Origin of the sequence: Sinorhizobium sojae CCBAU 05684 (genome assembly GCF_002288525.1) — a bacterium.
Lineage (GTDB): Bacteria > Pseudomonadota > Alphaproteobacteria > Rhizobiales > Rhizobiaceae > Sinorhizobium > Sinorhizobium sojae.
The window spans coordinates 2,266,923-2,289,319 of the sequence record NZ_CP023067.1 but is presented as its reverse complement, the minus strand read 5'-3'; the positions used below and the strand labels follow the sequence as shown (position 1 = coordinate 2,289,319).

Here is a 22,397-nt window from a genome sequence, read left to right as displayed (position 1 = left end):
AAAGCCGGGCCGAAAGCCCGGCTTTTTCGTTTGGAGCACGCGCCTGCGCACAATCCCGCCAACTTGTCCGCTTCCGTCTGCAGGTTTATACTTCGCCGCTTGCAGCGAAGGGCACTGGACAGTGCATGAGAAGCCGTTGCACCGCAGGCGTCGACCTCCCGTGTCCTCAGTGAGTGATGATCTGGGTTGAAGCGGCCTAGATCATGAATGTCATCGTTTTTCGGAGAAGTTGGAGCGGATAGCGGGCCCGCTTGCCCCGTCTGCTCCCTGCTCCCTAATGTATTCAGGGCATCTTCTGCCGCCTTCAATCGAAGGCGGGGTGCCCCTGGGGAGGTGAAGAGATGACCACATATGTCGTGCTTCTCAATTGGACCGAGCAGGGTATCAAGAACGTGCGGGAGTCTCCGAAGCGGCTCGACTCGGCCAAGAAGGTGCTGGAAGAGATGGGCGGCTCCTTCAAGGAAATCTATCTCACCATGGGCGAATACGACATGGTCGCCATCTGCGAGGCGCCGGACGACGCGGTGGCCGCGCGCTTCGCGCTGACGCTCGGCACCTATGGCAATGTCAGGACCCGCACCCTTAAGGCATTCCCCGAGGCGGCCTATCGCGAACTGATCGGCACCCTCGGTTAGGTGAGTGATCGTCAGGCCACTTCAGCGCATTGAGGTGCTGCGCATTTGGCATCGGCCCGAAATCGTAACCCGATTTCGGGCCGATGCGCGGATTCAGGGATTTTGTGTGTCCTCAAAGACGAACGGCGCTGTAACGGATGCGTGGTGTGTCTGCGGGCTCCCATACCACCTCCCTTCTTTCGACTTCGATTCAATACCGATCCTTAACATTTACGCTTTATCAATCTCTCGCAAACGAGAGGTTCTGCGATGCGTTGCGTTTTTGTCGTCGTCCTCCTGTTGCTGGCCGGCTGCGGAACGGTGCCGAAAAACACCCGGAACGCCTGCGCGGTTTTCGAGCAGCGAGATGGCCTGTTCCACAATTGGCGCCGCGCCGCCAAAAGCGCGGAGCGCGAATATGGCGTGCCGGTGCCGGTGCTGATGGCGACGATCTATACGGAATCGGGTTTCCGGCATAACGCCAGGCCGCCGCGCACCAAGCTCTTCGGCTTCATTCCCTGGAAGCGCGCTTCCACCGCTTACGGCTATTCGCAAGCGCTCGACGGCACCTGGGACCGCTACCAGGCCGAGACCGGGCGCTGGATGGCGCGCCGGACCGACTTCGCCGACGCGATCCGCTTCATTGCCTGGTATCACAACGAAAGCCACCGCCGGAACGGCATCGCGCTCAACGATCCCTACCGGCTCTATATCGCCTATTATCACGGCCATGGCGGTTATGCCCGCGGCAATTGGAGCAACACGGCCAAGGCTGGCGCCAAGCGGGCATCAGGCATGGCGGCCATCTACGCGCGGCAATTGCAAGGCTGCGGCGGCTGAAGGCCGTCCGCCGTCGCCGGCGGCCTCAAAAAATAAGCGAAAATATCGCTGGCGCCTGTCGGAACTTTTCGGCGTCAGCCGTCCTTTGCCTGTCTTTCAACGGAGGAGACGGATTATGACCTATGTGGATGGCTTCCTGGTCGCGGTGCCGAAGTCGAATATCGAGGCCTATAAGGAACTGGCGCGCAAGGCCGGCGACGTCTGGATGGAACTTGGCGCGCTTAGCTATGTGGAGTGCCTGGGAGATGATGTGCCCTATGGCGAGGTGACGTCCTTTCCGCGAGCGGTGCAGGCGGCGGACGACGAGACCGTCGTCTTCTCGTGGATCACCTACAAATCCCGCGAGGACCGTGACGCCATCATTGCCAAGGTGATGGCGGATCCTCGGCTGCAGGGGGACGAATGGAAATCGATCTTCGACGGCAAGCGCATGATCTATGGAGGCTTCAAGAGCTTCCTCGAGCTGTGACCGTTCTTTCACTTGTGGTCTGTTTCGGGTTAAAGTTGTCGGCAGTCCAGACGTTTATGCCTGTCGCGTGAAACTTAGGGCAGGTGAGAAGAGGCGCGGCGCCGGTTCGCGCGGCGCCTCTCGAACAGGATCGACAACGGATGCCGCAGACCGTCATCACCATCGCCACCAGGGGGCAGGGGCTCTACGAGTTCACCGGCGAGGCGGCCGAATTCGTGCGGGGTGGCGGCATGTCGGAGGGGCTTCTCACCGTCTTCGTCCGCCATACCTCCGCCTCGCTTCTCATCCAGGAGAATGCCGATCCGGACGTGCAGCGCGACCTGCGTGAATTCTTTCGCCGCCTCGTGCCGCCGACGTCCGATCCATCCATGCGCTGGGTCGTGCACACGCAGGAGGGGCCGGACGATATGCCCGCCCATATCAAGGCCGCCTTGACCCAGGTCTCGCTCGGCGTGCCGGTGATGAACGGCCGGATGGCGCTCGGCACCTGGCAGGGGCTTTACCTCTTCGAGCACCGCGACAGCGCGCACCGTCGCGAGGTCGTGCTGCATCTCGGCAGTTGAGCAAAACAGGAGGAGACGATGACCGACGCCCGGACGATTGCCAGCCGCTTCATCGACGCCGTGAATATGCGCGACTTCGAGACGATTGCCAGCCTCGTCCACGAGGATGTCGCCTTCGATTCGCTGACCGGCCAGCGGATGCTCGGCGTTGAGCCGCTCAGGGCCTGGATCATGAATTATCTCCGCCACTTCGACGAGAGCTTCGAGGACATCGTGCTGATGCACGACGCGTTCGGGCAGCATGTGGCGGCCGACACGACCGGCCGCGGCATCTATCGCGAGACCCTGGCCGGCTTTCCGCAGGCGTCGGGCCAGAGCTATTCCATCCCGAGCGTCTTCGTCTTCGAGATCGAGGACGGCGCGATTGTGCGGCTCAGCCACTATCGCAACATCCGCCTCTTCGAACGGGAATTGGCAGCCGGCTGAAGCGGCGCCGTCGGACCGCCGCATCCTTGGCCGCCGAGGAGCAGCGGCGGAGACAGGAACAAGTCCCTATAGCTATCGTTTCTTCTGCGATCGCGCTTCGCTGCTGCGCCGCGAACGGCTGCATGTTTGAAACCGAGTTCGATCTAAGGAGACATGCAGGAGCGTGGCGATCGGGCGCGCCGGACGAATCGTCGCGCCGGAGCGTAAGCTGAACGCTACATGAATGGAGGGTTCCGGGAGCGTTCAGTTTGTCCGGCCTATAGTCGGTTCAATCGTTGAGATTGACTGCTGATACGAAACCTTCGCCACACCGGAGAACCCGCCATGAAGAAGTTCCTGATTAATGCTACCGTCGCCGCTATCGTCGGCTTGACCGGTCTTACCGGTGGGGCCTCCGTCGCTTCGGCCGACTCGCTCGTCTTCGAAATCGGCCCGCGCGGCGGCGTCGATGTCCAGTATCGCGACCGTGACCGCCGCTGGGGCGACGAGCGCGACTGGCGCCGCGATCGCCGCGGTGACCGCGGCGAACGCTGGGGCCGCCGCGGCCGCTGCGCGCCGTGGCTCGCCGTCGACAAGGCCCGTGACCGCGGCCTGCGCCGCGCCCACGTCGCCGACGTCTCGCGCCGCCAGGTCGTCGTCGCAGGCCGCCGCTACGGCGAACGCCGTACGATCGTCTTCGCCAATGTCCGCGGTTGCCCGGTCATCGGCCGCTGGTAACCCCCTTCCGTCCTCTCTTCCGGGCTGACGGAAAAAAGAACCCCGGCGCGCAAGCGTCGGGGGCTTTTTGTAGTTCCGCATGCGCTCTGCCGCGATTGCCCCTCACCCCTGACCCTCTCCCCGCAAGCGGGGCGAGGGTACGAGTGCTTGCCGTCGTTTCCTCCCGCAGCGGCCTACGGCGTGGAGCGCTGAGAATGATGCTTCGCTGTAAGGTGGACCGAGGCGGTGCCGCTTGTCCCTTCGCCCCGCTTGCGGGGAGAAGGTGCCGGCAGGCGGATGAGGGGCGGCTACTGCACGTCTCATCGATCTCAATTCAAGGACAATGACATGCAGCAATTCAACGCGAGCAGCGAGCTCTGCGCGTCAGATAGTGTCTGATAAGACGCGCGGCGCTGTAGGGGCGGTTAGGCCCCCCAACCTCACTGACTGATCGCGAAGGTCACGTTGACGGTGACATTATAGGCGTTCTCGCCGGTGGCGATCGGCACCTCGTCGGCGGTGGATTCCTTTGCCATGCGGGCGAAGGGCACCGGCGGTTCGGGGCGGGACGGCTGCTCCGAGAGCTCGATCAGCCGGCCGAGCGACACGCCGGCGGCTTCGGCCAGCACCCGCGCCTTGCCGATCGCGTCGGCGACGGCGGCCTTGCGGGCTTCGGTGATCACCGCATCCGGTTTGTCGTTGGTGAATTCGATTCCGCCCGCCTGGTTGATCCCGAGCGAAACCGAGCTGTCGATGACCTCGCCGAGTTTCGTCAGATCCCGCACGCGCACGGTGACGCCGTTGACGACCTGGTAACCGACGAGTTCCGGCGGCCGGCTGCCGCCGTCATCGCTTGGCGGGTAATGATATTGCGGATTGATCGAAAAGCCGCTCGTCTGCAGGTCGCGATCGGCTATACCCGCCTGCCGGAGCGCCGCGAGCACCTCCGCAATCGCCGCGTTGTTGGCGTCGAGCGCCTCTCGCGCGGTCTTTCCATTCTTGACGACGCTCAATTGCACGATCGCCATGTCCGGCGCCGTCGTCGCGCGGCCCTCGCCGGAAACCTTGATCACCGCCTGGCGGCCGCGAGGCCCATCCGCGCGCGTCTTCTCCCCGTTGCCGTTGTCTTGCGCCAAGGCGGCCGCCGCAAAAGCGCCGGAAAAGGCGGCGGCGATGGCGGTAGCCTGCACCGCGCGGGCAATGCGTGTGGACATCATGGATGTTTCTCTCCGGTTGTTTTCTGCCGTCAATCCATGCTTATCGATTGTGTAGGCATTGCGGCAATGGCTTGTCGGCAAAAAGGATTTCGGCTAGAGCCTTTCACGATCCCGCGAATTGCCATTGGTTCGCGGTCCGGCTGATGCCGAAAGGGCCTGTAGCTCAATGGTTAGAGCCGGCGGCTCATAACCGCTTGGTTGGGGGTTCGAGTCCCTCCGGGCCCACCAATTACTTCTCGGCCATTGAGGGGCGGGAGCAAACGCCACCAGCGTAGAGGCAGCAATTGGTCCTACGCTGCCTCTCGCTAATTCTTTTCAGGTCCGGAGATATTGTAGTCACGTGCGATGGTGGACGTAGCAGTGAACCACTCGGAGGTGCGGGTGCGTTGCTGATGAAAATCGAAGGCGGCACGGTCTACAAAAAGTTCCTCTACACGCCACACCAAAGGATCATCCGTTTGCGACACCTCAAAGGAGAGGCAACCCGGCTCCGCTCTGGTCAGACGAAGGTGATCGGGGAGATGGCCCTTGACGATCTCGACATCCTCCATCGACGCGCAACGTAGGAAGCCGGAGAGCCTCACCGCGCTTGGTCTGTTATCCATCTTACATCTCCAACTAAAGGGTTGTTCTTTATCCGCCCTGACCGCTTCTAGCGCATTCCGGTCGTCCCAGGTTGGCGGAGATTGGACGCATTTGCTACCTCAGTTCGGATGCTCTCCGTCGTTTCAAGACCCAAAGAGCCTTGTTGATCGAGGTTGTTCCTAGCGCGATGCACTGCGACGAGGGCGGCCAGATGATTACGACTTCTGACCATCATTTCCCTGTGTCAAGGCAATAGTTGTGTGCCACCTGGGGGCTGCTTGGGCCTGCTCAGTCGCTACTTAACCACGGCAATTCACCGCAGGTACGGCGGGATCGTTGTGAAGCTCGGATTTGCCCTGGCTGTTACGTTATGCTTGCTCGACCCCCGCCCGAAGCAGCATCGCCGCGACATACCACCCTGTGCACCACCCTAACCTTCGGGTTGCATCCCTCCGCATTTTCAAGCATCCTTCTACATGAGCAGCCAGCAGTTGATGCGGGAGCCGTCGGATGGGGCGTCGCTTGCCCAATACCATCGACGTTTTTGTCGGTCGTCGTATTCGGCTTCGCCGCACGATGCTGGAGATGGGCGAGGGCGACATGGCTGCGGCTTTGGGCGTGTCCGTCGGGGAAATCCGGAAAGTTGAAAAGGGTGAGTCGCGGGTCTCCGCAAGGCGCCTGGAGAGGGTCGCGGAAATCCTGGATGTGCATTTTTATTTCTTTTTCGAGGATCTGCCGTCCTCGGCCGGCGGATCGGGCGACACAGTCGAGACAGGAGCGGGGATGGGCCGGGCATCAGGGTTCCTATCGAACAGGAAGCGGCGGCCGATCCGGTGGGTCGTACCGGGGCGTGGTCTTCTGAAGCTGTCGCACCGTTGAGCCTATCGTGACGGGCGGCTACCATCTTCAAACCTTCGGGGAGTTGCGTCTGATCGATGCCGACGGCAATGCCGTCGGCTGCCCCGAGCGCGGCCTCATGATCCTTGCCTATCTTGCCGCATCCGAACGGAAGGTGGCTTCTCGCGAGAAGCTGGCGGCGCTGATCTGGCCCGAACGGGAAAAGGCCGTCGCCTTCAACAACCTGCGCTCGACACTCTGGCGCATGCGGCATCTGGCGACCGGCGGAGGACCGGTCCTGTCGGCGACCGAAGCGGAGGTGACGCTCGGACAGGTCACCTCGGACCTTGCCGATTTCGAAGCGCTGAAGGGCTCGGAGGAAAACTTCCGCAAGGCGCTTTCGCTCTGGCGCGAAACCTTCCTTGCCTTCGCGGACCTGCCGCCCGGGCGCTATACGGACTGGGTGGTGGAGAAGCGGCGGGATTTCACGGACCGCCTGCGGGCCGCGCTGATAGATGCCGAAGAGCGGTTTTCCGATCGGGCGACGCTGCGCACGGCCTCAATGCACCTGCTCGAGCTCGACCCGGCGGACACGGTCATTGTCGGACTTCTCGAGCGCGTCAGCCGCGGTCCATTGCTGGAGGTTGCTTCACCCAGGGCATTGTTGCCGCCCGGCGCATTCGCCCGGGAAATGCCGGTGGAGGGCAGCGCGCTGGACATGGCGCCGGTGCCGCGGGTCGCGCTGCTTCCGCCTGCCGCCTTCGGCAGCGACCCCATGCTCCACGCCGTCAGCGTGGCGGTGATCGAGGACATCACCATCGGGCTCTGTTCGCTACGCTCGATGTCGGTCGTAGCACCCTATACGGCCGAGCGCATTCGCGACGCCGCGGACAAGGCCGCGTTCCTCGAAAAACATGGCGTCACCTATGCGCTCGATTGCCATATGTCGGATCGGGGCCTTTTCACCCAGCTCATCTTCCTGCCTTCCGACCAGATCGTCTGGGCGGAGCGCTTTCCCATTTCGCCGGTCGGCCTCCTCCAGCAGCGAGAGCAGATCGCCTATCATATCGCCTTTGAAGTGACGCACCGGGTCGAGACCGGGCGGGCCGAGCATCTGGATTACCTGGAACATCCGGAGGCCTATTATGCCTATCTCGGCGGCCTCAGGCATCTTTCGGGCCTCGGCCTGCCGGAGGTTCGCCGGGCGCGCCGCGATTTCCGTGAGGCGCTGAAGTGTAAGCAGGATTTCGCGCCCGCGCAGAGCGGCATCGCCCGCACCTATGTCAACGAATGGCTTCTGACCGCGCGCGCCGACGAAGAGCTTCTCTCGATGGCGGAGCGACACGCAAAGGATGCTATCGAGAGCAATGATGTGCTGCCTGCCGCCCACCGCGAGGTGGGTGTCGTCAAGCTCTACCGAGGCGATCTGGACGAGAGCCTTGCGGCGCTCGACCAGGCCGAGCAATTGAGTCCGCATTATGCCGACGTGCTCTACAGCCATGCCGACACGCTCGTACATGCTTCCCGTCCGGCCGAGGCGCTGGACAAGCTTGAGAAGGCGCTTTCGCTCAATCCGCTCGCGCCGGACGCCTATCTCTGGAGTGCCGCGGGTGCCAGTTACTTCCTTGGACAATACGAGGAGTGCATCGGCTTTGTGCAAAGGATGAAGGACAAGACGCCCGCGGACAGGATCGTCGCTGCGAGTTGGGCGATGCTTGGCGACCGGAAGAAGGCGCGCCAGCACAGGATGCGGGCGTCGAAAGTCAATCCGACCTTCGACGTCGACAGGTGGCTCGCTGTCATTCCGTTCAAGGAACAGTGGCAGAAGGATCTCTACCGCGAGGGGTTGAAGAAAGCGGGTTTTTGACCGAAGGCATGAAGGGAAGAAATATGGCTAAAGTGGTTGTGATCGGAATTGCCGGCGAACCGGGCTTGTGGGTAGCAGATCTTGGAAACGGCACGGTAAGAGCCCTTGGTTCCGTGACGGGCGATCTCGCGAGCGTGAACGCACTTCGCAAGCCGGGCAGCGCCTTCGTCAAGGATGTCGATCTCGCGGTCGCAGTGTCCTCGGCCGACAAGGTTTTCTCCGGTCACGTCGACTCGTGATCGCTCTCGAAATCGAGAAGCGGCCGAACGCGGGCAATAGCTATTCCGACCGGGTGTGCACCCCGGAAGAAACTTTCGCCCGCGTTCGTCCATATCTTGCCGCTTTCGGGGTGACGCGCGTCGCCCGGCACACGGGTCTCGACAAGGTCGGAATCCCGGTCTGGTGTGCCTATACGCCGAATTCCCGCTCCATCGTCGTTGCGCAGGGCAAGGGCCTGACGGATGCGGATGCGCGCATATCCGCCGTCATGGAAGCGCTGGAGCGCGCGGTTGCCGGCCAGCCGGCGGTCGAAACGGTGATGGCGACGGCCGACGAACTCAGCGGCTCAGGGCAGGCTGTCGATCCGCTCGACGCGCTGATTGCCGCGGGGCAGGGGGATCTCCTCGGGGATGAAACGATCGAGTGGGTACGCGGCACGGATCTCATCTCCGACGGCGACGTGTTCGTGCCGCTCGAGGCGGCGCTGCTCGACCGCACGCGGCCCTCGCGCTTCTGGGTGTCCTCCGACGGGCTCGCTTCGGGAAACATTGAAGACGAGGCGACCCTCCACGGTCTCCTGGAGCGGGTCGAGCGCGACGCGCATGTTCTCTGGCAGGTGTCCGGTCCCGAGGCCCGCCATCGGCAATGCATTGCCCCCGAGGCGCTTGGCGATCCGGCGCTCGACGGGCTCGCCAGCCGCATTCACGATGCGGAGCTCGACCTGCGGATCTTCGATATCACCAGCGACGCCGGCATTCCCTGCTTCCTGGCGCTTCTCGGGCCGCGCGGCACGGCGACCGCCGGGCGGCTGCGCTATGTGGAGGTGACGAGCGGCTGCGGTGCGCATCCCTCCGCCATCCGCGCCGCAATACGGGCGGTCACCGAGGCGGCGCAGTCGCGGCTCACCTATATTAGCGGCGCCCGCGACGACGTCTATTCCGCGACTTTTGAGCGTCCGCTGCCCGAATCGACGCGACGCGCCTTCCTGGCGGTGCCGCGGGCGGAGGCGGTTCAGGCTTCCGGCATAGCCGGTGGTGTCGATGTGCTGCTGCGCCACGTCGTCGATCGGCTGAAGAGTGTGGGGGTCGAGCGGGTGATTGCCGTGCCATTGTCTCGCGGCGATCTGCCCTTTTCCGTCGTCAAAATCTTCGTCCCGGCGCTCGAGCACCCGGAGGGCGAAAGAGCTCGCCTTTTCGGTCCGCGGGCCCTGTCGAAGGCGATTGCGTCGTGAGGGGCCTATACATCCCGCTGGCGCAACCTTCTGCCCGTTTTGAAGGAGAGAAGGGGCAAGCCGCAGCCTCCCGGCACCGCATTGCAAGCCGGGGCGTGGCGAGGGAGAGCGAACCGCGAGTCTCCTTGGTCAGGTTGCTTGGGAGGAAGGTGCGGCAGGGCGGATGAGGGGGCCGATGCGGACCTCTCCCAGAATGCGTCAGAGGGATTACCCGCCTTCCAGCCGGCCACGTTGGCCCCCCGCCGGTAGGCGGGCGCGATCTACGTTAGCGACAGAGCTGGTAGAGGGTCCGTCGAAGGGCGGCAACAGCCTCTTCGCGCTCGCCGGCCGACATGAGTTCAGGCTCCGCCTCAAGTCTCAGATGAGGCAGTTCAGTTCGGATTGCCTGAGAACCCCCACTCAGGTTCGCCCGGAAGTCGACGACGCGGTAGGTGGCGACGGGATAGGCTATTCCCCGGACGCGGATGCGCCCCATCTCCTCGCAGTGGATCAGGTCCCTTACCTGCGCGAAGGTTTCGTAGGAGATGAGCACGGTTCCGGGCGCCGCCTCGTGCTCGAGGCGTGCAGCGAGATTTACAGCGCCGCCGATGATCGTGTAATCCATCCGGTCTTCACTGCCGAAGTTGCCGACCGTGCAGTAGTCAGTATGAACACCGATCCGGCAACGTAGCGGCGACTCGATGCCGATTCCGCGCCAGGTTTCACCGAGTTCGCCCATTCGTTTCTGCATGCCAAGAGCCATCGAAACGCAGGCGATCGCGTCCTCCCTCCCCCCCCGGGTCTCGGGGTCGCCGAAGAACATCAATATGGCGTCGCCGACATATTTGTCGACGGTTGCGCCGAAGGCGAGCGCGATTTTCGACATTTCGGTCAGGTATTGGTTAAGGAGCTGGGTCAGTTCCTCCGATTCCATCTTGTCCGTCGTCTCGGTAAATGCCGCAATGTCGGAGAAACAGATCGTCAGCTTCTTTCGCTGACTCTCGATCTTGACGTCCTGGCGGCCGCTGAAGATGGAGCTGTAGACTTGCGGCGCAAGATATTTGGCAAGTTTGGCGGAGAGTGCCTCGAGCGCTGTCGTTTTCTCGGAAAGATCCTGCTCCCGGCGCTTCAACTCGGTAATGTCCGAATAGACCGCAACGGTGCCGCCGCCTGAAATCCGGCGTTCACTGATCTGGATCCAGCGATCCGGGTCACGCTGCTGCAGGAGCGTTCCGGAGGGATTGCGATGAGCTGCGAGACGCTCGGCGACCCATTCTTCCTCCCGGCCAATCGCGTCCTCTATCAGGCCGCGTTCCGCCGCCGCGCGGACGATATCCACGAACCGGGTTCCGGACACGACGGTTTCGTCCATTCCCGGATAGAGGATTTCACGATATCTGCTGTTGCAGAGGAGAAGCCGGTCATCTCCGTCATAAAAGGCGAAGCCCTCCGAAATGCTTTCGATCGCATCGACCAGACGCTGGCGGGCTTCGGCGACATCGCGCAGGTTCTTTTCCTCGACCTCGACCGCCGTGTCGCGGAATACGCGAAGTGCCTTGGCCATACGACCGATCTCATCGCCGTCGGGTTCCGGCAGCGGCACCCGAAGATTGCCGGCCGCTATCGCGAGCATGCTGCGGCTCAAACCTGCGAGACGGGCCAGGAGGTTGCGGTCGACATAGAGCCAAACGATCAGGATCGAACTCAGCAGGCTGAGAAGTGCGGAGCCAAGGACGATCCCGGTACCGAAGCTGCGAACCATAACGGCTTCACGGCCCGCCTCGGCGATATCACCCTTGGCGGCCGCCACCAGGCGGTCCACGGCAAAGGTTAGCTTGCGCGACAGCCGATCGTTCTCCGCCACCAGCCTTTCGCCCTCTGCCAGCACTGCGAGCTCTTCGTCGCGCGCGTCCGGGATGCTCCTTGGCCCGTCGATCAGCGCCTTGAATTCGTCGACGAGCTGCTGAAATCGTGCGCGCAGTTGCTCATCGAATTCGGGTGTCACCGCCTCGAGGGCATCGATCGAGCGGTGCAAGGGAAACGAAAGCAGCGACAAGTCGCCGCGCGTCGGTGCGGATGCCGCCTGCAAGAGCGTATCGTTGATGGCCGAGATCTCCCGCTGCGCGGCCTGCTGGGGAAAGTAGGCGGCGATTGCACGCGCCAGGTCCGTGGTCGCGGCGGATCGTGCCTCGGGCGTCGCTTTTTCATCGGCCGTGGCAGCGCGCCAGCGCGGTACCTTGGAGCTCATCACGAGGATACCTGGTGCGACAAGTCGCTGGCTGGCACTGGTTGTGGTCGACAGGCGCCGTATGAGTTCGTCCTTGCGTGCAATAGCAGCGAGCCGGACAGTGACAAGATTGTCGAGAGCAATGAGGTTGCGCCGAAGACCGACCGCCGCGTCTTCGATTTCACCGACGACGGCCGAGCTCAGCGTCGCACCTTTAAGCGCAGCGAGCAGCTCTTCGAGGCGCGCCATCTCGCTCCTGATCGCGGCCGACATCTCGCTATGTTGCGCCTTGCTGGTCGAAGCAAGGACGGCGGGTGCCGTGGCCGCGACCCGCTCGGCGTGGCGGGAGAGTTCGAGCGATGCGGTTGCGGATGGGACCCGGCGCTCCGTAACCCGTTCGAGCACCTGACTCAACTGCAGGAAGGCGTACAGGGCGCCGGCGGATGCAAGCACCGCGAAGGTGCTGATACCGAAGAAGGCGAACAGCAGATGACCGCGAATGCCAAGACGTTCAAACATCGCGGCAACCCCTCGCTCCGGCCGATGCGGTCAACATGGTCGGCACAGTCCGTCTCAAAGGCGAGCCGCATGGTGAGCGCGGGATTACTCCAGCGGCACGTACTCGCCATTCCTCCAAACATACCACACCCAGGCCTGAACGGTGAGATCGCCCTTCTCATCGAAATCGATCCGGCCCAACACCGTATCAAACTGATTTTGGCGCAGCGCCGCTATCACGTGCTCAAGCTCCAGCGATCCCGCCTTCGCCACCGCTTGTACCCAGACTTGTGCGGCCCCGTAGCTGTGCAGGGTCCAGGAGTCGGGCTCGAAATTCTCGGCCCGGAAGCGCTCGACGACTTCCGCCGCCTCGGCATTTCGACGCGGGTCGGCGACAAAGGTAAAGAGCGTGCCTTCGGCGGCGGGACCGGCAATGAGGCCGAATGCTTCTGTTGCCGTGTCGTCGCCGGAGATCACCTGAACCGAATAGGCCCGGTCGCGCGCGGCGCGCACCATGAGCGCGGTTTCCGTATGGTAGCCGCCCAGATAGAGCACCGCGATTTCCGCTGCCTGTAAAGCCGCTATCTCGGCCGAATAGTCGTCCTTTCCGGGAGCGTAGCTTTGGTAGATCGCTTCGGTCACTCCCCGTCTGTTCAACTGTTTTTTCGTTTCGTCGGCGAGGCCCTTACCGTAGGTGGTGTTGTCGTGAAGTACGGCGATCTTCTTCTCGCCCCAGTGATCGGCCAGGTAATTGCCGGCCACCAAACCTTGGGCATCGTCGCGGCTGCAGACGCGGAAGACGTTGGCGCGTCCCTGATCGGTCAATGATGGATTGGTCGATGATGGCGAGATCTGCAGAACGCCCGCCTCCTCATAGACCTCGGAGGCGGGTATCGAGGCTCCGGAGCAATAATGCCCGATGACGAAGACCGCACCGTCGGCGACCAGCTTCTTGGCCGCGGCAACCGCCTGCTGAGGATCGCAGTAGTCGTCGGCCACGACAAGCCGGACCTGCTGGCCGAGCACGCCGCCGGCGCTATTAATCTGGGCTACGGCCATCTCCGCGCCGCGCTTCAGCTGGGTACCGGTCCAGGCGAGCTTTCCGGTCATTGGGCCCGCGACCCCGACCAGAACTTCCGCTCGGGCTTGGCATGCAAGAGCGAACACAAAGGCGGCGGCGAGCAGACGGAGCATGGAAACACCTCCAGATTCAGTTTACTCTCAAGCAACGGCCATCGCCAGTCCAGGCGAGCGCATCCAGTATCCTCACGCGAGTTCTCGACCGGCCATCCAGTAAGAGCGGGTGGCCTGATCCCGGGCGCCGCAGCTCGCGTCCAGAAAATGGTAATCTCTGCGTTTCACATCCATAAGATGTGAAACGCTTGTGCAACGCGCAATAACGCAGAATTAGACTATAGTCGGTCCCCGGGTAACGCTGGAATGGGGGTTCAAATGACTGACTCTGTTTCGTCTTCGGCCGATCATGAATCGGAACTCGCGACTATTGCGAGAATGCTGACGCATATCCGCGACAGCGCCCGCGCCTTGGATGCGCAGGCTTTGGAATATTGTGTCGATCTGGCGCTGCAGGCGGTGGCCAATGAAATGCGGGACCGGCGCGACACCGTAGCCGGAGCGGATCTCGATTTCGCGCCGCGGGTGCTGCAGTAGGGAGCGGTCTACCGGTCCAGTTCCGGATAGATCCTGTCGAGGAAGCCCGGCCTGAGCCTTTCGCCCATCATGCAGTCGGCCGCGCGCTCCGCGGCCGCGGGGGTGAGTGCCGGTTCGGGCGTCAGCCCGCTCACTTCGAGAATAAGCTTTTGGCGGATCGCGATCGCGAAATCCTCGGGCTCGTGCACCGGAAGCACGAAAGAACCCGGGCCGCCGATGACGCAGGCCGTGTAATATTCGTCCAGCGGCCCCGTCGAAAAGGACGGGCGGATCATGATCGCCAGCCCGTTGATGATAATGCCGCGTGAGACGGCCTCATCGCGGGCAGGGGGCACAGGCGGCCCCGTATTGTTCGGCCCGTCGCCGGAAATGTCGAGAACGCGCCGCACGCCGGAAAAATCGTTCGACTCAATCTGGTTCGTGCCGAAGAGGATGGCGTTCGAGAGCGAGGTTCCGCGCCTTGGGCCGATCGGCCGGGCCTCGATCATCGAGGCGAAGGCATCGGCGTCTTCGGCGCTTTCGACGACATGCCAGCCGACGACCGAGGCCTCGTTGACGAGCCCCGCCCATTCGAAATAGCCGATGGCGATGCGTCCGAGATAGCCGCCCTCAATCGCATTGATGAAATCCGGATGGCGCAGCGCCTGGACATAGCCGGAGCGTTGCACCCGCGCCTCCTCCATGTCCATCGAGCCGGAGACATCGACGGCCAGCAGCAATTCCACGTCGACATCGGGGGGTACTGCCGCCGTTTGCACAGGGCTGCCGCTAAGAGACAGGATCAATGCCAGAGTGCTCAACATCGCATCTGCCAAAATCAACTCTGCCGTCGGAAGCGTCGCTTTCCGACCGGTCTATTACGGAACTTTATCACAGGATCGCAAATCGGCGACTGTTGCGGTAAGCCGTGGCTACAATAATTGTTGATCGCCGCGCAAAAGCGCGCGGACATTGAACGAGGCCGCCCTGATGCTCCGTGCCGCGCCCTTCAGCGATCTTGCCCGGATCGACCGCCTGCATCGCGCCGCTTTCGATTATTTTCTGCAGCATTCGGATGCGCGCACCGGCCTCGTCGCCGATACGGCGCGGCCCGGTTCACCGGCGAGCATCGCGGCGACCGGCTTCGGGCTCAGCTGCTATCCGGTCGCGGTGGAGCGCGGCTGGATCGGCCGGCGGGATGCGGCCCAGCGCGTGCTCACCGCATTCCGCTTCCTCGACGGCAGCAGGCAGGCAAGCGATCCCCGGGCGAGCGGCTACCGCGGCTTCTATTATCACTTCCTCGATATGCGGACGGGCGAGCGCGCCTGGAACAGCGAGCTTTCGACGATCGACAGCGCGCTGCTCCTTGCCGGTGTGCTGACAGCTGCCGCCTATTTTTCCGGCCGCAACGCGGCCGAGGCGCGCCTCCGCGATCTTGCCGAGCGGCTTTATGCGCGGGCGGACTGGCGTTGGGCGCTCAATGGTGGCGCGACGATCACCATGGGATGGCGGCCGCCCGGACGTTTCCTGAAGCACCGCTGGCGCGGCTATAGCGAGGCGCTGCTGATCTATGTGCTGGCGCTCGGCGCCACCGACCGTGCCATCGCGCCGGAAAGCTATGACGCCTATGCCGCGGCGCATGAATGGCTGACGATCGACGGAGGCCGGCATCTTCACCAGGGACAGTTGTTCATCCATCTCTTTCCGCATGCCTGGGTCGACTTCCGCGCCATTCGCGACGCGGGCATGCAGGAGGCGTCCAGCGATTATTTCGAGAACACGCGCCGGGCGATCAGGCTGCAGCGCGCCCATGCGCAGGCGAACCCGCATGGCTTTGCGGGCTATTGCCGCGAGCTCTGGGGTTTCAGCGCCTGCCATGCGCCACGGGGAAGGATGCGGCTCCGCGACGGGCGCTGGCAGAGGCTGCTCGGCTATGCGGCGCGCGGCGCCCCCTTCGGCGCCGATGACGGTACGCTCGTTCCCTGGGCGCCGCTTGCCGGCCTGCCTTTCGAGCCGGACGCCTGCCTGAGCGGCCTTTCCCACCTGCTCGACCGCTATCCTGCGTTGCTTCGCGACGGGCGCCTTCCCGGCGGCTTCAATCCGAGCCTGCCGGGCGACGGGCCCGAAGGCTGGGTGGACGATCGCGTCGTCGGGCTTGACCAGGGGCTTACGGTCATGATGATCGAGAACTGGCGAAGCGGCTTGCTTTGGGAACTGACGCGCGGCATCGCGCCTTTCAGGCGCGGCCTGGAAAAGGCGGGCTTTACGGGCGGATGGCTTTCGCCACGCGTGCCGACAAACACAGGCAGCAAGTCGAAGGGCGAGGGCGACCCTTGCGCGTCTCATGTAACGGGCGGCGCTGGAGCGTGATAGCGAGGATGGCGTAGCGGATGCAGGAGAGCGGGAGTTTTGCGGCGGCCATCGATTGGCTCACGGCCGCCTTTTCTGAAGTTGCCTGCTCGCTCGGGTCGCCGACGGGCTTCTCGGCCACGGCTGCCTTCTGGGCGGAGGGCTCCACCGAGATGGAGGCCTGCCTTGCCTATCAGGACCGCTTCGCCTCCGGCATGGACGACAAGATCCGGGCGGCGCATCTGATCGCATTCTATTGCCATCGGCTCGGCCTTGCGACCGGTGCGATCTATCTCGCCGCCGGTCTCGTGCCGCGGATCGCAGGGCTCCGTTTCGAGACCTATCCGCGAAGCGAGGGCGGGCGAAGCTTCGAGGCCGGCCGCTTCCATTTTCTCCTCGATGCGCCGTCTGCGGGCGCCAGGGAGCCCGGGGAGGGGAAGCAACGGTTTCACGACGCCTTCGTCCTGCATATGAAACCGATCATCGCGCTCATCAAGCGCCGCTGCGGCCTTTCTGCCCGGGCGCAATGGCGGCTCGCGGCCGACGGCCTGGCGGGCGCCTTCCTGGAAATCGGCCGCCTGCGAGGGCAGGAGGCGGCCGCGGTCGAGCGGGCGCTCGCCATCGTCAGATGCGCGGGCTCGCCGCTGTTATCGCCCGACCTCTATTACGAGGAGATCAAGGCCGAAGGGCATGGGCGTCCTCTCTCCCGGACCTATCGGATGCGCAGCGGCTGTTGTCTCTATTATCGAACGGAAGGCGGCGATTTCTGCGACACCTGCGTGCTGCTGGAACCTGAGACAAGACGGGAGAGATTGAGGGCGCATTTGCGCGCGTCGGAGGGGAAGTCGGCTGAGAATGAGGTGGATTGCCCCTCACCCTAGCCCTCTCCCGGCGTGCGGGGAGAAGGTGCCGGCAGGCGGATGAGGGGCAAAACGAGCTTGGACTAACCGGCCTTCACAACCCGGTCGTTGATGAAGCCGGAGACGACGCCGAGGACGATCCAGAAGGCGAGTGTGGTGGCCAGCGCCGCGACCGCGAATTCCGCGCCGAGGACCGCCGGGACGTTGCTCGAGATATCGAGCGGCTGCGGCGCGCCATAGGCGTGGGGCGCGGCGATCAGCACGAGGCCGGCGACCTTCGCGACGAGTTCCCCGCGCAAGGCCAGCAGGTAGAGACCCGCGGCCGAGAGCAGCACCGTCAGCGCCCACCAGGTTTGGCGCTCGCCAAGGTCGGCAGCCGGGAAGCCGGGCAGTTCCGGCGGCAGGCCGAGGGCCGGCAGCATGTGCACGGCCAGCCACCCGCAGGCACCCCAGAGTGCTCCGTTTGCAAGCGTGATCCGATGGCCGATCGTCAGGCTGATGCCCGCAAGCAGCAGCGAGAAGCCGGCGCCCGTGACGAGATTTGCGAGAAGCGTACCGGAGAAGCGGCTCATGCCGAACAGAATGCCGCCTTCCTCCTCGTGTTCGTGTTCATGGGCATAGGCAGGCGTGATCGGCGAAACGAAGGCAAGCAGCTTTCCGAGCGGCGAAACAGCGTTCAGTGATGAATGCTCTTCGTGGCCAGCGGCCGCAGGCTCGGCGGCCGGTTCTCCGCCCTCGAATTCTTCGGCATGAAGGATCAGCGGCGTTACGCGCAGTTCCTGGGCGGCGGTCATGAAGACGCCTGCGATCAGCCCGGCCACGATTGCGGCCAGAAGTGTCTTGACGATCATGTGTCGATATTCCTCAATGCGGCGCTCCCCCTATGGGGCGCCGTCCAACCAACGCAGTCGGACGCCTTACAGCCCCGTGCGCCTTTCAGGACGCACGAAGGTTGCTGTAAGCGTTTGAATCCACGCATCGTGCTTCGCGAAAATCGGTTCCGATTTTCGGGCCGATGCGCGAGCAGCAACATCATGCCGGATGGCATGTGCGCATGCTCGGAGCACCCGACGGCTCTGTTCAGCTTCGATTCGGAACGCGCAAGGCGTTCCATAGGCTTAGTGGCAGGGGAAGCCGTAGGAATGGCGGGTGTCGTGCGCCGTGTCATGGAGCACGGCCGAATTTGCAAGACCTGCACCGAAGACGAGGAAGCCGCCGATCATAAGGGCAAGAATGCCCGCAACAAGACGATCGCTGAGGGAGAGCGAGACGCTCGAAACGTTAGACGTAGCCATGACAACCTCCGTGATGGCAAGGGATGTTCCCGATTGGGCGTTGCGCCCGCATCGATTGGCAGGTTTCCTGGCTCGCGGCGTCAGGTTTACACCAGGGATTTGCCTCGCCTTCCCAGATCGAACCGCCCTCTCGCGGTCCTTCCCAGTGGCTTTTTCCGGATCGCTCCGGAACGGCAAATTCACGCCGCACTACAGTCGCGGGGTCGGCCGTGATTAAGATGCCCAGCTTGGGTCCATCCGTCACGTTCCCGTTTACTCCCGAAGCGCGTTCGCTTTCCGGGAACCAACCGATCAGCGATGATTATGTGCGGCCGCGCGCGTTGTCAATCGAGGGGACCCGCAAAATGTACAGGGTTCGCGCCAGTCGCGGCCTGCGGACGGCGGCCCGCCGATCTTTCGAAAGTGGCGTTTCGCCTGGTGACCGTAAGGTGCCTCTCGTCTATCTCTACGGTTGCGTTCCCGTACCGGGCGCTTGCGGTTGCGCTTGCGCGATCTGGAGACAAGTCATGGCAGCTTTCGTTCCCGGCCTTGCTTTTGCAGCCACTATCGGTTCCGGCCTGATGGCGGGGCTCTTCTTCGTCTTTTCGGTATGCGTCATGCAGGCGCTGTCGCGGCTTCCGGCGGAACAGGGCATCGCCGCCATGAACGCCATCAATGCGGCGATCCAGAACCCGTTGTTCCTGATCACCTTCATGGGCACTACCCTGCTCGGCCTGGCGCTGATCGTTGCCGCTTTCATAACGGGCGGGCACGGGAGCTACCTGTTTGCCGCCGGCGGGCTCGCCTATCTCGTCGGCACATTTGGGGTGACGGTCATCTTCAACGTTCCCTTGAACGACGCGCTCGCTGCGGCGCGCGGCGAGGCCGCCGCCGCGCTCTGGCAGCAGCGCTACCTGACCGATTGGGTCCGCTGGAATCATGTCCGCACCATTGCCTCGATCGGGGCGCTGGCGCTGTTCGTGCTCGGCCTTGCCCGCAGCTGAGGCATCATCTCAGGCAGTCGTCAGTGCATTGGCGAGGTCGGCGACGAGGTCGTCCGGATGCTCGATGCCGATCGACAGGCGGATGGTCGATTCGAGTACGCCGATCCGGCGCCTGACCTCGATCGGCACGCCCGAATGGGTCATGGCGGCCGGGTGGCTTGCGAGCGATTCCGTGCCGCCGAGACTGACGGCGAGCTTGAAGATCTGCAGCGCGTTCAAGAAGCGGAAGGCCGCCTCCTGGCCGCCGGCTATATCGAAGGAGAAGGTCGAGCCGGCGCCGGTGCACTGAGCGGCAAAGACACGGCCGGCATGCGAGTCTCCGTCGTCGAAGGGCAGGTAGTGGATGCGCTCGACTTTCGGATGGTCGCGCAGGAATTCGGCGACGATGCGGGCGTTGTCGTTCGCCTTCTCCATCCTGACCGCAAGGGTTTCCAATGATCGACCTATCATCCAGCAGGAATGCGGGTCGAGCTGGGTGCCGATCGACCCGCGCAGTGCCTTCACTTGCTTGACGAGCGCCTTGGAGCCGAGGGCCGCGCCGGCGATCAGGTCGGAGTGACCGCCGACATATTTGGTCAGCGAATAGAGCGAGAGGTCCGCGCCATGATCGATCGGGTGCTGGAAGACCGGTCCGAGCAGGGTGTTGTCGCAGGCGAAGATCGGCCGGTGCCCCTGGGTCTCGCCGATCCTGTCGGCGATGCGGCGGATCATGGCGACGTCGACGAGGCTGTTGGTCGGATTGGCCGGCGTCTCGATCAGAATGAAGGCGACGCGGCCCTTCTTCATCGCCTCCTCCGCCGCGGCATTGACGGCTTCCTCGTCGATGCCGTCGGCAAAGCCGACGGCGGAGACGCCGAGATTAGGAAGGGTTTTCGCCAGCAGCGTCTCGGTGCCGCCATAAAGCGGCTGCGAATGCAGGATGACGTCGCCCGGGCGAACGAAGGCAAGCAGCGTGGTCGCGATCGCCGACATTCCGGAGGAAAAGAGTGCGCCTGCTTCCGCCCGCTCGTAAACGGCGAGCCGGTCCTCGACGATCTCGCTGTTCGGATGGTTGAAGCGGGAATAGACGAGCCCGGCGCCGACGCCCGCCGGCGGTTCGCGCCGCCCGGAGACGAAGTCGAAGAAGTCGCGGCCCTCCTCGGCCGAGTGGAAGACGAAGGTGGAGGTGAGAAAGATGGGCGGCTTGACCGCGCCTTCGGAAAGCTCCGGGTCGTAGCCATAATTGAGCATCAGGGTTTCGGGATGCAGTTTATGATTGCCGATATGGGTCTTGGACGGATGCGGCGCGGTCATTGATTTCTCCTCCGCGTGAAACGGGCCAGACTGTTCTCTTGAATTATATCAAGCGCTTGGACCGTCTGATCATGGCCGGCGCAAATATCCGCCGGCAGTGAGAAGATAAGGCGCAGAAAATTGCCGGCGAGATCGGTCACCGAATTTCTGCCGCTGACACCCGCTCCCATTCGCGCGACAAGTCGGAGATGAGGAAGCGTATAACGGAGCGCGCCGCAAAACCGCTTTTGACACTCTGACATTGAAACTGAAGAAGATGCCCTAGATTCAAAGAATTAGAGCGTCCTCGGCGTATTCAACCGGACGCCCGGCGCTCTGGGAGGACGGCGATGGATTTCCTGGACGCGATCGAGGCCGCAGAGTCCTGGCTGCGGACCGTGGTCCTCAATGAGTGGACGCTCTATCAGCTGGCACTGATCGGAGTCGGTTACCTGGTTTCCACCATTCTGGCGAAGCACATAGAACCGGCGGTGGAAGCACGCGCGCGCATGATCAAGGGAAATCCGGACCTGCTTCGGGTGATCATCGCCTTCATGCGGCGGCTCAGATGGGTCTTCCTGATCATCTGGCTGTGGATCGCGGATGTGCTTCTGTTGCGGTATGGCTGGCCGTCCTATCGCTGGCTGGTCTCCACGGCGCTCACGCTCGCGGCCGCGTGGTTCGTCATTTCGGTGCTGACGCGGATCATCCGCAACCTGATGCTGGCGCGTGTGGTCGCCGTCGCCGGCTGGTCCTATTTCGCGCTTTATGTGCTCGGGCTGGACGAGGTCGTGCTGGCGGCTCTCGACCGCGTTGCGGTCAATCTCGGCGCCGTTCGCCTTTCGATGCTGATCGTGTTGAAGGCGATCGTCCTTTCCGCCGCGCTGATCTGGGCGGCCGTCCTGATCGGCAATGTGACGGCGCACTGGATCGACCGGTCCGGGGATCTGACGCCCTCTTTCAAGGTGCTCATCAGCAAATTGATCAAGATCGGGCTGATCGTGTTCGCCGGCACAGTGGCGCTGTCGGCGACGGGCGTGGACCTGACGGCACTCACCATCTTTTCCGGTGCGGTCGGCGTCGGCATCGGCTTCGGCCTGCAGAAGGTCGTCTCCAACTTCATTTCCGGAATCATCATACTCCTCGACAAGTCCATCAAGCCGGGCGACACGATCACGCTCGGCGATACGTTCGGCTCGATCCGGGATCTAAGATCCCGCTTCGTTTCCGTCATCACCAGGGACGGCAAGGAATACCTCATTCCCAATGAGGACTTCATCTCGCAGCAGGTGGTGAACTGGTCCTTTTCCAGCGAGTATGTCCGCATCGAAGTGGACTTCGGGACGTCCTATGACAGCGACCCGCACGAGGTCGTGCGCATTGCGATCGAAACGGCAAAGGCCACGCCGCGGGTTGCCAGCACCTATGCCCAGCCGGTCTGCTGGATGACCGGCTTCGGGGCATCGTCGCTCGATTTCAAGCTGCGGTTCTGGATTTCCGATCCGAGCAACGGCTTGACGAATGTCCGCGGCCAGGTGCTGCTTGCATTGTGGGATGCTTTCAAGGCGGCCGGCATTTCGATCCCGTTCCCGCATCGGGAGATCATCATGAAGACGCCTGTCGAGGTGACCCGCGGGCGGCAATATGCCGACAAGGCCGGTGCTGCGGAGTAGGTGTCGGATTACGGTAATTGACTGCGCCGGCGCATGGAGCGACATTG

Annotated in this window: 23 protein-coding genes, 1 tRNA gene and 1 riboswitch; of the genes, 16 read left to right on the top strand and 8 right to left on the bottom strand. The window is 63.2% G+C overall.

What is annotated here, in order from left to right; all coding sequences use genetic code 11:
- The first annotated feature begins 341 nt into the window (after positions 1-341).
- The 6 genes from SJ05684_RS11230 (at position 342) to SJ05684_RS11205 (ending at position 3,629) form a co-directional block, all read left to right on the top strand.
- On the top strand, positions 342-635 hold the full coding sequence (locus SJ05684_RS11230; RefSeq protein ID WP_034851403.1) for a GYD domain-containing protein: 294 nt from the start codon (positions 342-344) through the stop codon (positions 633-635).
- A 249-nt stretch (positions 636-884) separates the two neighbouring features.
- On the top strand, positions 885-1,454 hold the full coding sequence (locus SJ05684_RS11225) for a transglycosylase SLT domain-containing protein (protein ID WP_034851402.1): 570 nt from the start codon (positions 885-887) through the stop codon (positions 1,452-1,454).
- 115 nt (positions 1,455-1,569) lie between these two features.
- On the top strand, positions 1,570-1,923 hold the full coding sequence (locus SJ05684_RS11220; RefSeq protein ID WP_034851400.1) for a DUF1428 domain-containing protein: 354 nt from the start codon (positions 1,570-1,572) through the stop codon (positions 1,921-1,923).
- 140 nt (positions 1,924-2,063) lie between these two features.
- The gene (locus SJ05684_RS11215) at positions 2,064-2,486 is read left to right on the top strand and encodes a secondary thiamine-phosphate synthase enzyme YjbQ (protein ID WP_034851398.1); all 423 of its coding nucleotides are present in this window, start codon (positions 2,064-2,066) and stop codon (positions 2,484-2,486) included.
- Between the two features lie 18 nt (positions 2,487-2,504).
- Positions 2,505-2,912 carry a ketosteroid isomerase-related protein gene (locus SJ05684_RS11210; protein ID WP_034851396.1) on the top strand — a complete coding sequence of 136 codons (408 nt, stop codon included), beginning with the start codon at positions 2,505-2,507 and terminating at the stop codon, positions 2,910-2,912.
- A gap of 324 nt (positions 2,913-3,236) precedes the next feature.
- Positions 3,237-3,629 (top strand): hypothetical protein, encoded by a 393-nt coding sequence (locus SJ05684_RS11205; protein ID WP_034851394.1) that lies wholly within the window; start codon positions 3,237-3,239, stop codon positions 3,627-3,629.
- A gap of 419 nt (positions 3,630-4,048) precedes the next feature.
- Here SJ05684_RS11205 and SJ05684_RS11200 read toward each other — a convergent pair whose 3' ends face one another.
- The gene (locus tag SJ05684_RS11200; RefSeq protein WP_095694254.1) at positions 4,049-4,825 is read right to left on the bottom strand and encodes an SIMPL domain-containing protein; all 777 of its coding nucleotides are present in this window, start codon (positions 4,823-4,825) and stop codon (positions 4,049-4,051) included.
- A gap of 152 nt (positions 4,826-4,977) precedes the next feature.
- Between SJ05684_RS11200 and SJ05684_RS11195 the strand changes: the two genes are divergently transcribed.
- Positions 4,978-5,053, top strand: a tRNA-Ile gene (locus SJ05684_RS11195).
- 77 nt (positions 5,054-5,130) lie between these two features.
- Here SJ05684_RS11195 and SJ05684_RS11190 read toward each other — a convergent pair.
- The gene (locus SJ05684_RS11190; protein ID WP_083846056.1) at positions 5,131-5,430 is read right to left on the bottom strand and encodes a putative quinol monooxygenase; all 300 of its coding nucleotides are present in this window, start codon (positions 5,428-5,430) and stop codon (positions 5,131-5,133) included.
- 490 nt (positions 5,431-5,920) lie between these two features.
- Here SJ05684_RS11190 and SJ05684_RS11185 point away from each other — a divergent pair, with 490 nt between their 5' ends.
- The 4 genes from SJ05684_RS11185 to SJ05684_RS11170 are packed head-to-tail and all read left to right on the top strand — an operon-like array spanning position 5,921 to position 9,564.
- Entirely contained in the window at positions 5,921-6,289 is a 369-nt protein-coding gene (locus tag SJ05684_RS11185; protein WP_050979913.1) for a helix-turn-helix domain-containing protein, read from the top strand.
- Between the two features lie 4 nt (positions 6,290-6,293).
- Complete coding sequence (locus tag SJ05684_RS11180; protein WP_034851371.1) at positions 6,294-8,114, top strand: AfsR/SARP family transcriptional regulator; 1,821 nt, start codon at positions 6,294-6,296, stop codon at positions 8,112-8,114.
- Between the two features lie 23 nt (positions 8,115-8,137).
- Positions 8,138-8,353, top strand: a complete 216-nt coding sequence (locus tag SJ05684_RS11175) for a hypothetical protein (protein WP_034851369.1) — start codon at positions 8,138-8,140, stop codon at positions 8,351-8,353.
- Positions 8,353-9,564 (top strand): YcaO-like family protein, encoded by a 1,212-nt coding sequence (locus tag SJ05684_RS11170; protein WP_050979914.1) that lies wholly within the window; start codon positions 8,353-8,355, stop codon positions 9,562-9,564. Before SJ05684_RS11175 ends, SJ05684_RS11170 begins: the two co-directional genes overlap by 1 nt.
- 265 nt (positions 9,565-9,829) lie before the next feature.
- Here the strand turns inward: SJ05684_RS11170 and SJ05684_RS11165 are convergent, their stop codons facing one another.
- Both SJ05684_RS11165 and SJ05684_RS11160 read right to left on the bottom strand, forming a co-directional pair.
- Entirely contained in the window at positions 9,830-12,289 is a 2,460-nt protein-coding gene (locus tag SJ05684_RS11165) for a PAS-domain containing protein (RefSeq protein ID WP_095694253.1), read from the bottom strand.
- An 84-nt stretch (positions 12,290-12,373) separates the two neighbouring features.
- Positions 12,374-13,462 (bottom strand): branched-chain amino acid ABC transporter substrate-binding protein, encoded by a 1,089-nt coding sequence (locus SJ05684_RS11160; RefSeq protein ID WP_034851365.1) that lies wholly within the window; start codon positions 13,460-13,462, stop codon positions 12,374-12,376.
- A gap of 246 nt (positions 13,463-13,708) precedes the next feature.
- Here SJ05684_RS11160 and SJ05684_RS11155 point away from each other — a divergent pair, with 246 nt between their 5' ends.
- Positions 13,709-13,939 (top strand): hypothetical protein, encoded by a 231-nt coding sequence (locus SJ05684_RS11155; RefSeq protein WP_034851363.1) that lies wholly within the window; start codon positions 13,709-13,711, stop codon positions 13,937-13,939.
- Between the two features lie 8 nt (positions 13,940-13,947).
- On the opposite strand, the gene SJ05684_RS11150 is transcribed toward SJ05684_RS11155, so the two are convergent.
- Positions 13,948-14,742, bottom strand: coding sequence for a DUF1194 domain-containing protein (locus SJ05684_RS11150; protein ID WP_034851361.1), 795 nt, complete (start codon positions 14,740-14,742; stop codon positions 13,948-13,950).
- Between the two features lie 166 nt (positions 14,743-14,908).
- Between SJ05684_RS11150 and SJ05684_RS11145 the strand changes: the two genes are divergently transcribed.
- Together SJ05684_RS11145 and SJ05684_RS11140 are read left to right on the top strand one after the other, a co-directional pair.
- Positions 14,909-16,288, top strand: a complete 1,380-nt coding sequence (locus SJ05684_RS11145) for a glucoamylase family protein (RefSeq protein ID WP_083846057.1) — start codon at positions 14,909-14,911, stop codon at positions 16,286-16,288.
- Positions 16,289-16,308: 20 nt separating this feature from the next.
- Positions 16,309-17,148, top strand: a complete 840-nt coding sequence (locus SJ05684_RS11140) for a (2Fe-2S)-binding protein (RefSeq protein ID WP_050979912.1) — start codon at positions 16,309-16,311, stop codon at positions 17,146-17,148.
- A gap of 62 nt (positions 17,149-17,210) precedes the next feature.
- Here the strand turns inward: SJ05684_RS11140 and SJ05684_RS11135 are convergent, their stop codons facing one another.
- Complete coding sequence (locus SJ05684_RS11135; RefSeq protein ID WP_034851359.1) at positions 17,211-17,978, bottom strand: CbtA family protein; 768 nt, start codon at positions 17,976-17,978, stop codon at positions 17,211-17,213.
- A 267-nt stretch (positions 17,979-18,245) separates the two neighbouring features.
- Positions 18,246-18,422 (bottom strand): CbtB domain-containing protein, encoded by a 177-nt coding sequence (locus tag SJ05684_RS11130; RefSeq protein WP_034851357.1) that lies wholly within the window; start codon positions 18,420-18,422, stop codon positions 18,246-18,248.
- 40 nt (positions 18,423-18,462) lie between these two features.
- Positions 18,463-18,725, bottom strand: a riboswitch (cobalamin riboswitch).
- A gap of 203 nt (positions 18,726-18,928) precedes the next feature.
- Between SJ05684_RS11130 and SJ05684_RS11125 the strand changes: the two genes are divergently transcribed.
- Entirely contained in the window at positions 18,929-19,405 is a 477-nt protein-coding gene (locus tag SJ05684_RS11125; RefSeq protein WP_034851354.1) for an anthrone oxygenase family protein, read from the top strand.
- 9 nt (positions 19,406-19,414) lie between these two features.
- On the opposite strand, the gene SJ05684_RS11120 is transcribed toward SJ05684_RS11125, so the two are convergent.
- Positions 19,415-20,698: a cystathionine gamma-synthase family protein gene (locus SJ05684_RS11120; RefSeq protein WP_034851351.1), complete on the bottom strand. Its 1,284-nt coding sequence runs from the start codon at positions 20,696-20,698 to the stop codon at positions 19,415-19,417.
- A gap of 329 nt (positions 20,699-21,027) precedes the next feature.
- Here SJ05684_RS11120 and SJ05684_RS11115 point away from each other — a divergent pair, with 329 nt between their 5' ends.
- Positions 21,028-22,350, top strand: coding sequence for a mechanosensitive ion channel family protein (locus SJ05684_RS11115; RefSeq protein WP_034851349.1), 1,323 nt, complete (start codon positions 21,028-21,030; stop codon positions 22,348-22,350).
- The last annotated feature ends 47 nt before the right edge of the window (positions 22,351-22,397 follow it).

Coding starts and splice junctions, on each gene's coding strand:
- SJ05684_RS11220 (WP_034851400.1), top strand. CDS start 1,570: ATGACCTATGTGGATGGCTTCCTGGTCGCGGTGCCGAAGTCGAATATC.
- SJ05684_RS11215 (WP_034851398.1), top strand. CDS start 2,064: ATGCCGCAGACCGTCATCACCATCGCCACCAGGGGGCAGGGGCTCTAC.
- SJ05684_RS11160 (WP_034851365.1), bottom strand. CDS start 13,462: ATGCTCCGTCTGCTCGCCGCCGCCTTTGTGTTCGCTCTTGCATGCCAA.
- SJ05684_RS11130 (WP_034851357.1), bottom strand. CDS start 18,422: ATGGCTACGTCTAACGTTTCGAGCGTCTCGCTCTCCCTCAGCGATCGT.
- SJ05684_RS11175 (WP_034851369.1), top strand. CDS start 8,138: ATGGCTAAAGTGGTTGTGATCGGAATTGCCGGCGAACCGGGCTTGTGG.
- SJ05684_RS11125 (WP_034851354.1), top strand. CDS start 18,929: ATGGCAGCTTTCGTTCCCGGCCTTGCTTTTGCAGCCACTATCGGTTCC.
- SJ05684_RS11155 (WP_034851363.1), top strand. CDS start 13,709: ATGGGGGTTCAAATGACTGACTCTGTTTCGTCTTCGGCCGATCATGAA.
- SJ05684_RS11150 (WP_034851361.1), bottom strand. CDS start 14,742: ATGTTGAGCACTCTGGCATTGATCCTGTCTCTTAGCGGCAGCCCTGTG.
- SJ05684_RS11200 (WP_095694254.1), bottom strand. CDS start 4,825: ATGATGTCCACACGCATTGCCCGCGCGGTGCAGGCTACCGCCATCGCC.
- SJ05684_RS11205 (WP_034851394.1), top strand. CDS start 3,237: ATGAAGAAGTTCCTGATTAATGCTACCGTCGCCGCTATCGTCGGCTTG.
- SJ05684_RS11190 (WP_083846056.1), bottom strand. CDS start 5,430: ATGGATAACAGACCAAGCGCGGTGAGGCTCTCCGGCTTCCTACGTTGC.
- SJ05684_RS11145 (WP_083846057.1), top strand. CDS start 14,909: ATGCTCCGTGCCGCGCCCTTCAGCGATCTTGCCCGGATCGACCGCCTG.
- SJ05684_RS11120 (WP_034851351.1), bottom strand. CDS start 20,698: ATGACCGCGCCGCATCCGTCCAAGACCCATATCGGCAATCATAAACTG.
- SJ05684_RS11165 (WP_095694253.1), bottom strand. CDS start 12,289: ATGTTTGAACGTCTTGGCATTCGCGGTCATCTGCTGTTCGCCTTCTTC.
- SJ05684_RS11185 (WP_050979913.1), top strand. CDS start 5,921: ATGGGGCGTCGCTTGCCCAATACCATCGACGTTTTTGTCGGTCGTCGT.
- SJ05684_RS11140 (WP_050979912.1), top strand. CDS start 16,309: ATGCAGGAGAGCGGGAGTTTTGCGGCGGCCATCGATTGGCTCACGGCC.
- SJ05684_RS11115 (WP_034851349.1), top strand. CDS start 21,028: ATGGATTTCCTGGACGCGATCGAGGCCGCAGAGTCCTGGCTGCGGACC.
- SJ05684_RS11230 (WP_034851403.1), top strand. CDS start 342: ATGACCACATATGTCGTGCTTCTCAATTGGACCGAGCAGGGTATCAAG.
- SJ05684_RS11225 (WP_034851402.1), top strand. CDS start 885: ATGCGTTGCGTTTTTGTCGTCGTCCTCCTGTTGCTGGCCGGCTGCGGA.
- SJ05684_RS11135 (WP_034851359.1), bottom strand. CDS start 17,978: ATGATCGTCAAGACACTTCTGGCCGCAATCGTGGCCGGGCTGATCGCA.
- SJ05684_RS11210 (WP_034851396.1), top strand. CDS start 2,505: ATGACCGACGCCCGGACGATTGCCAGCCGCTTCATCGACGCCGTGAAT.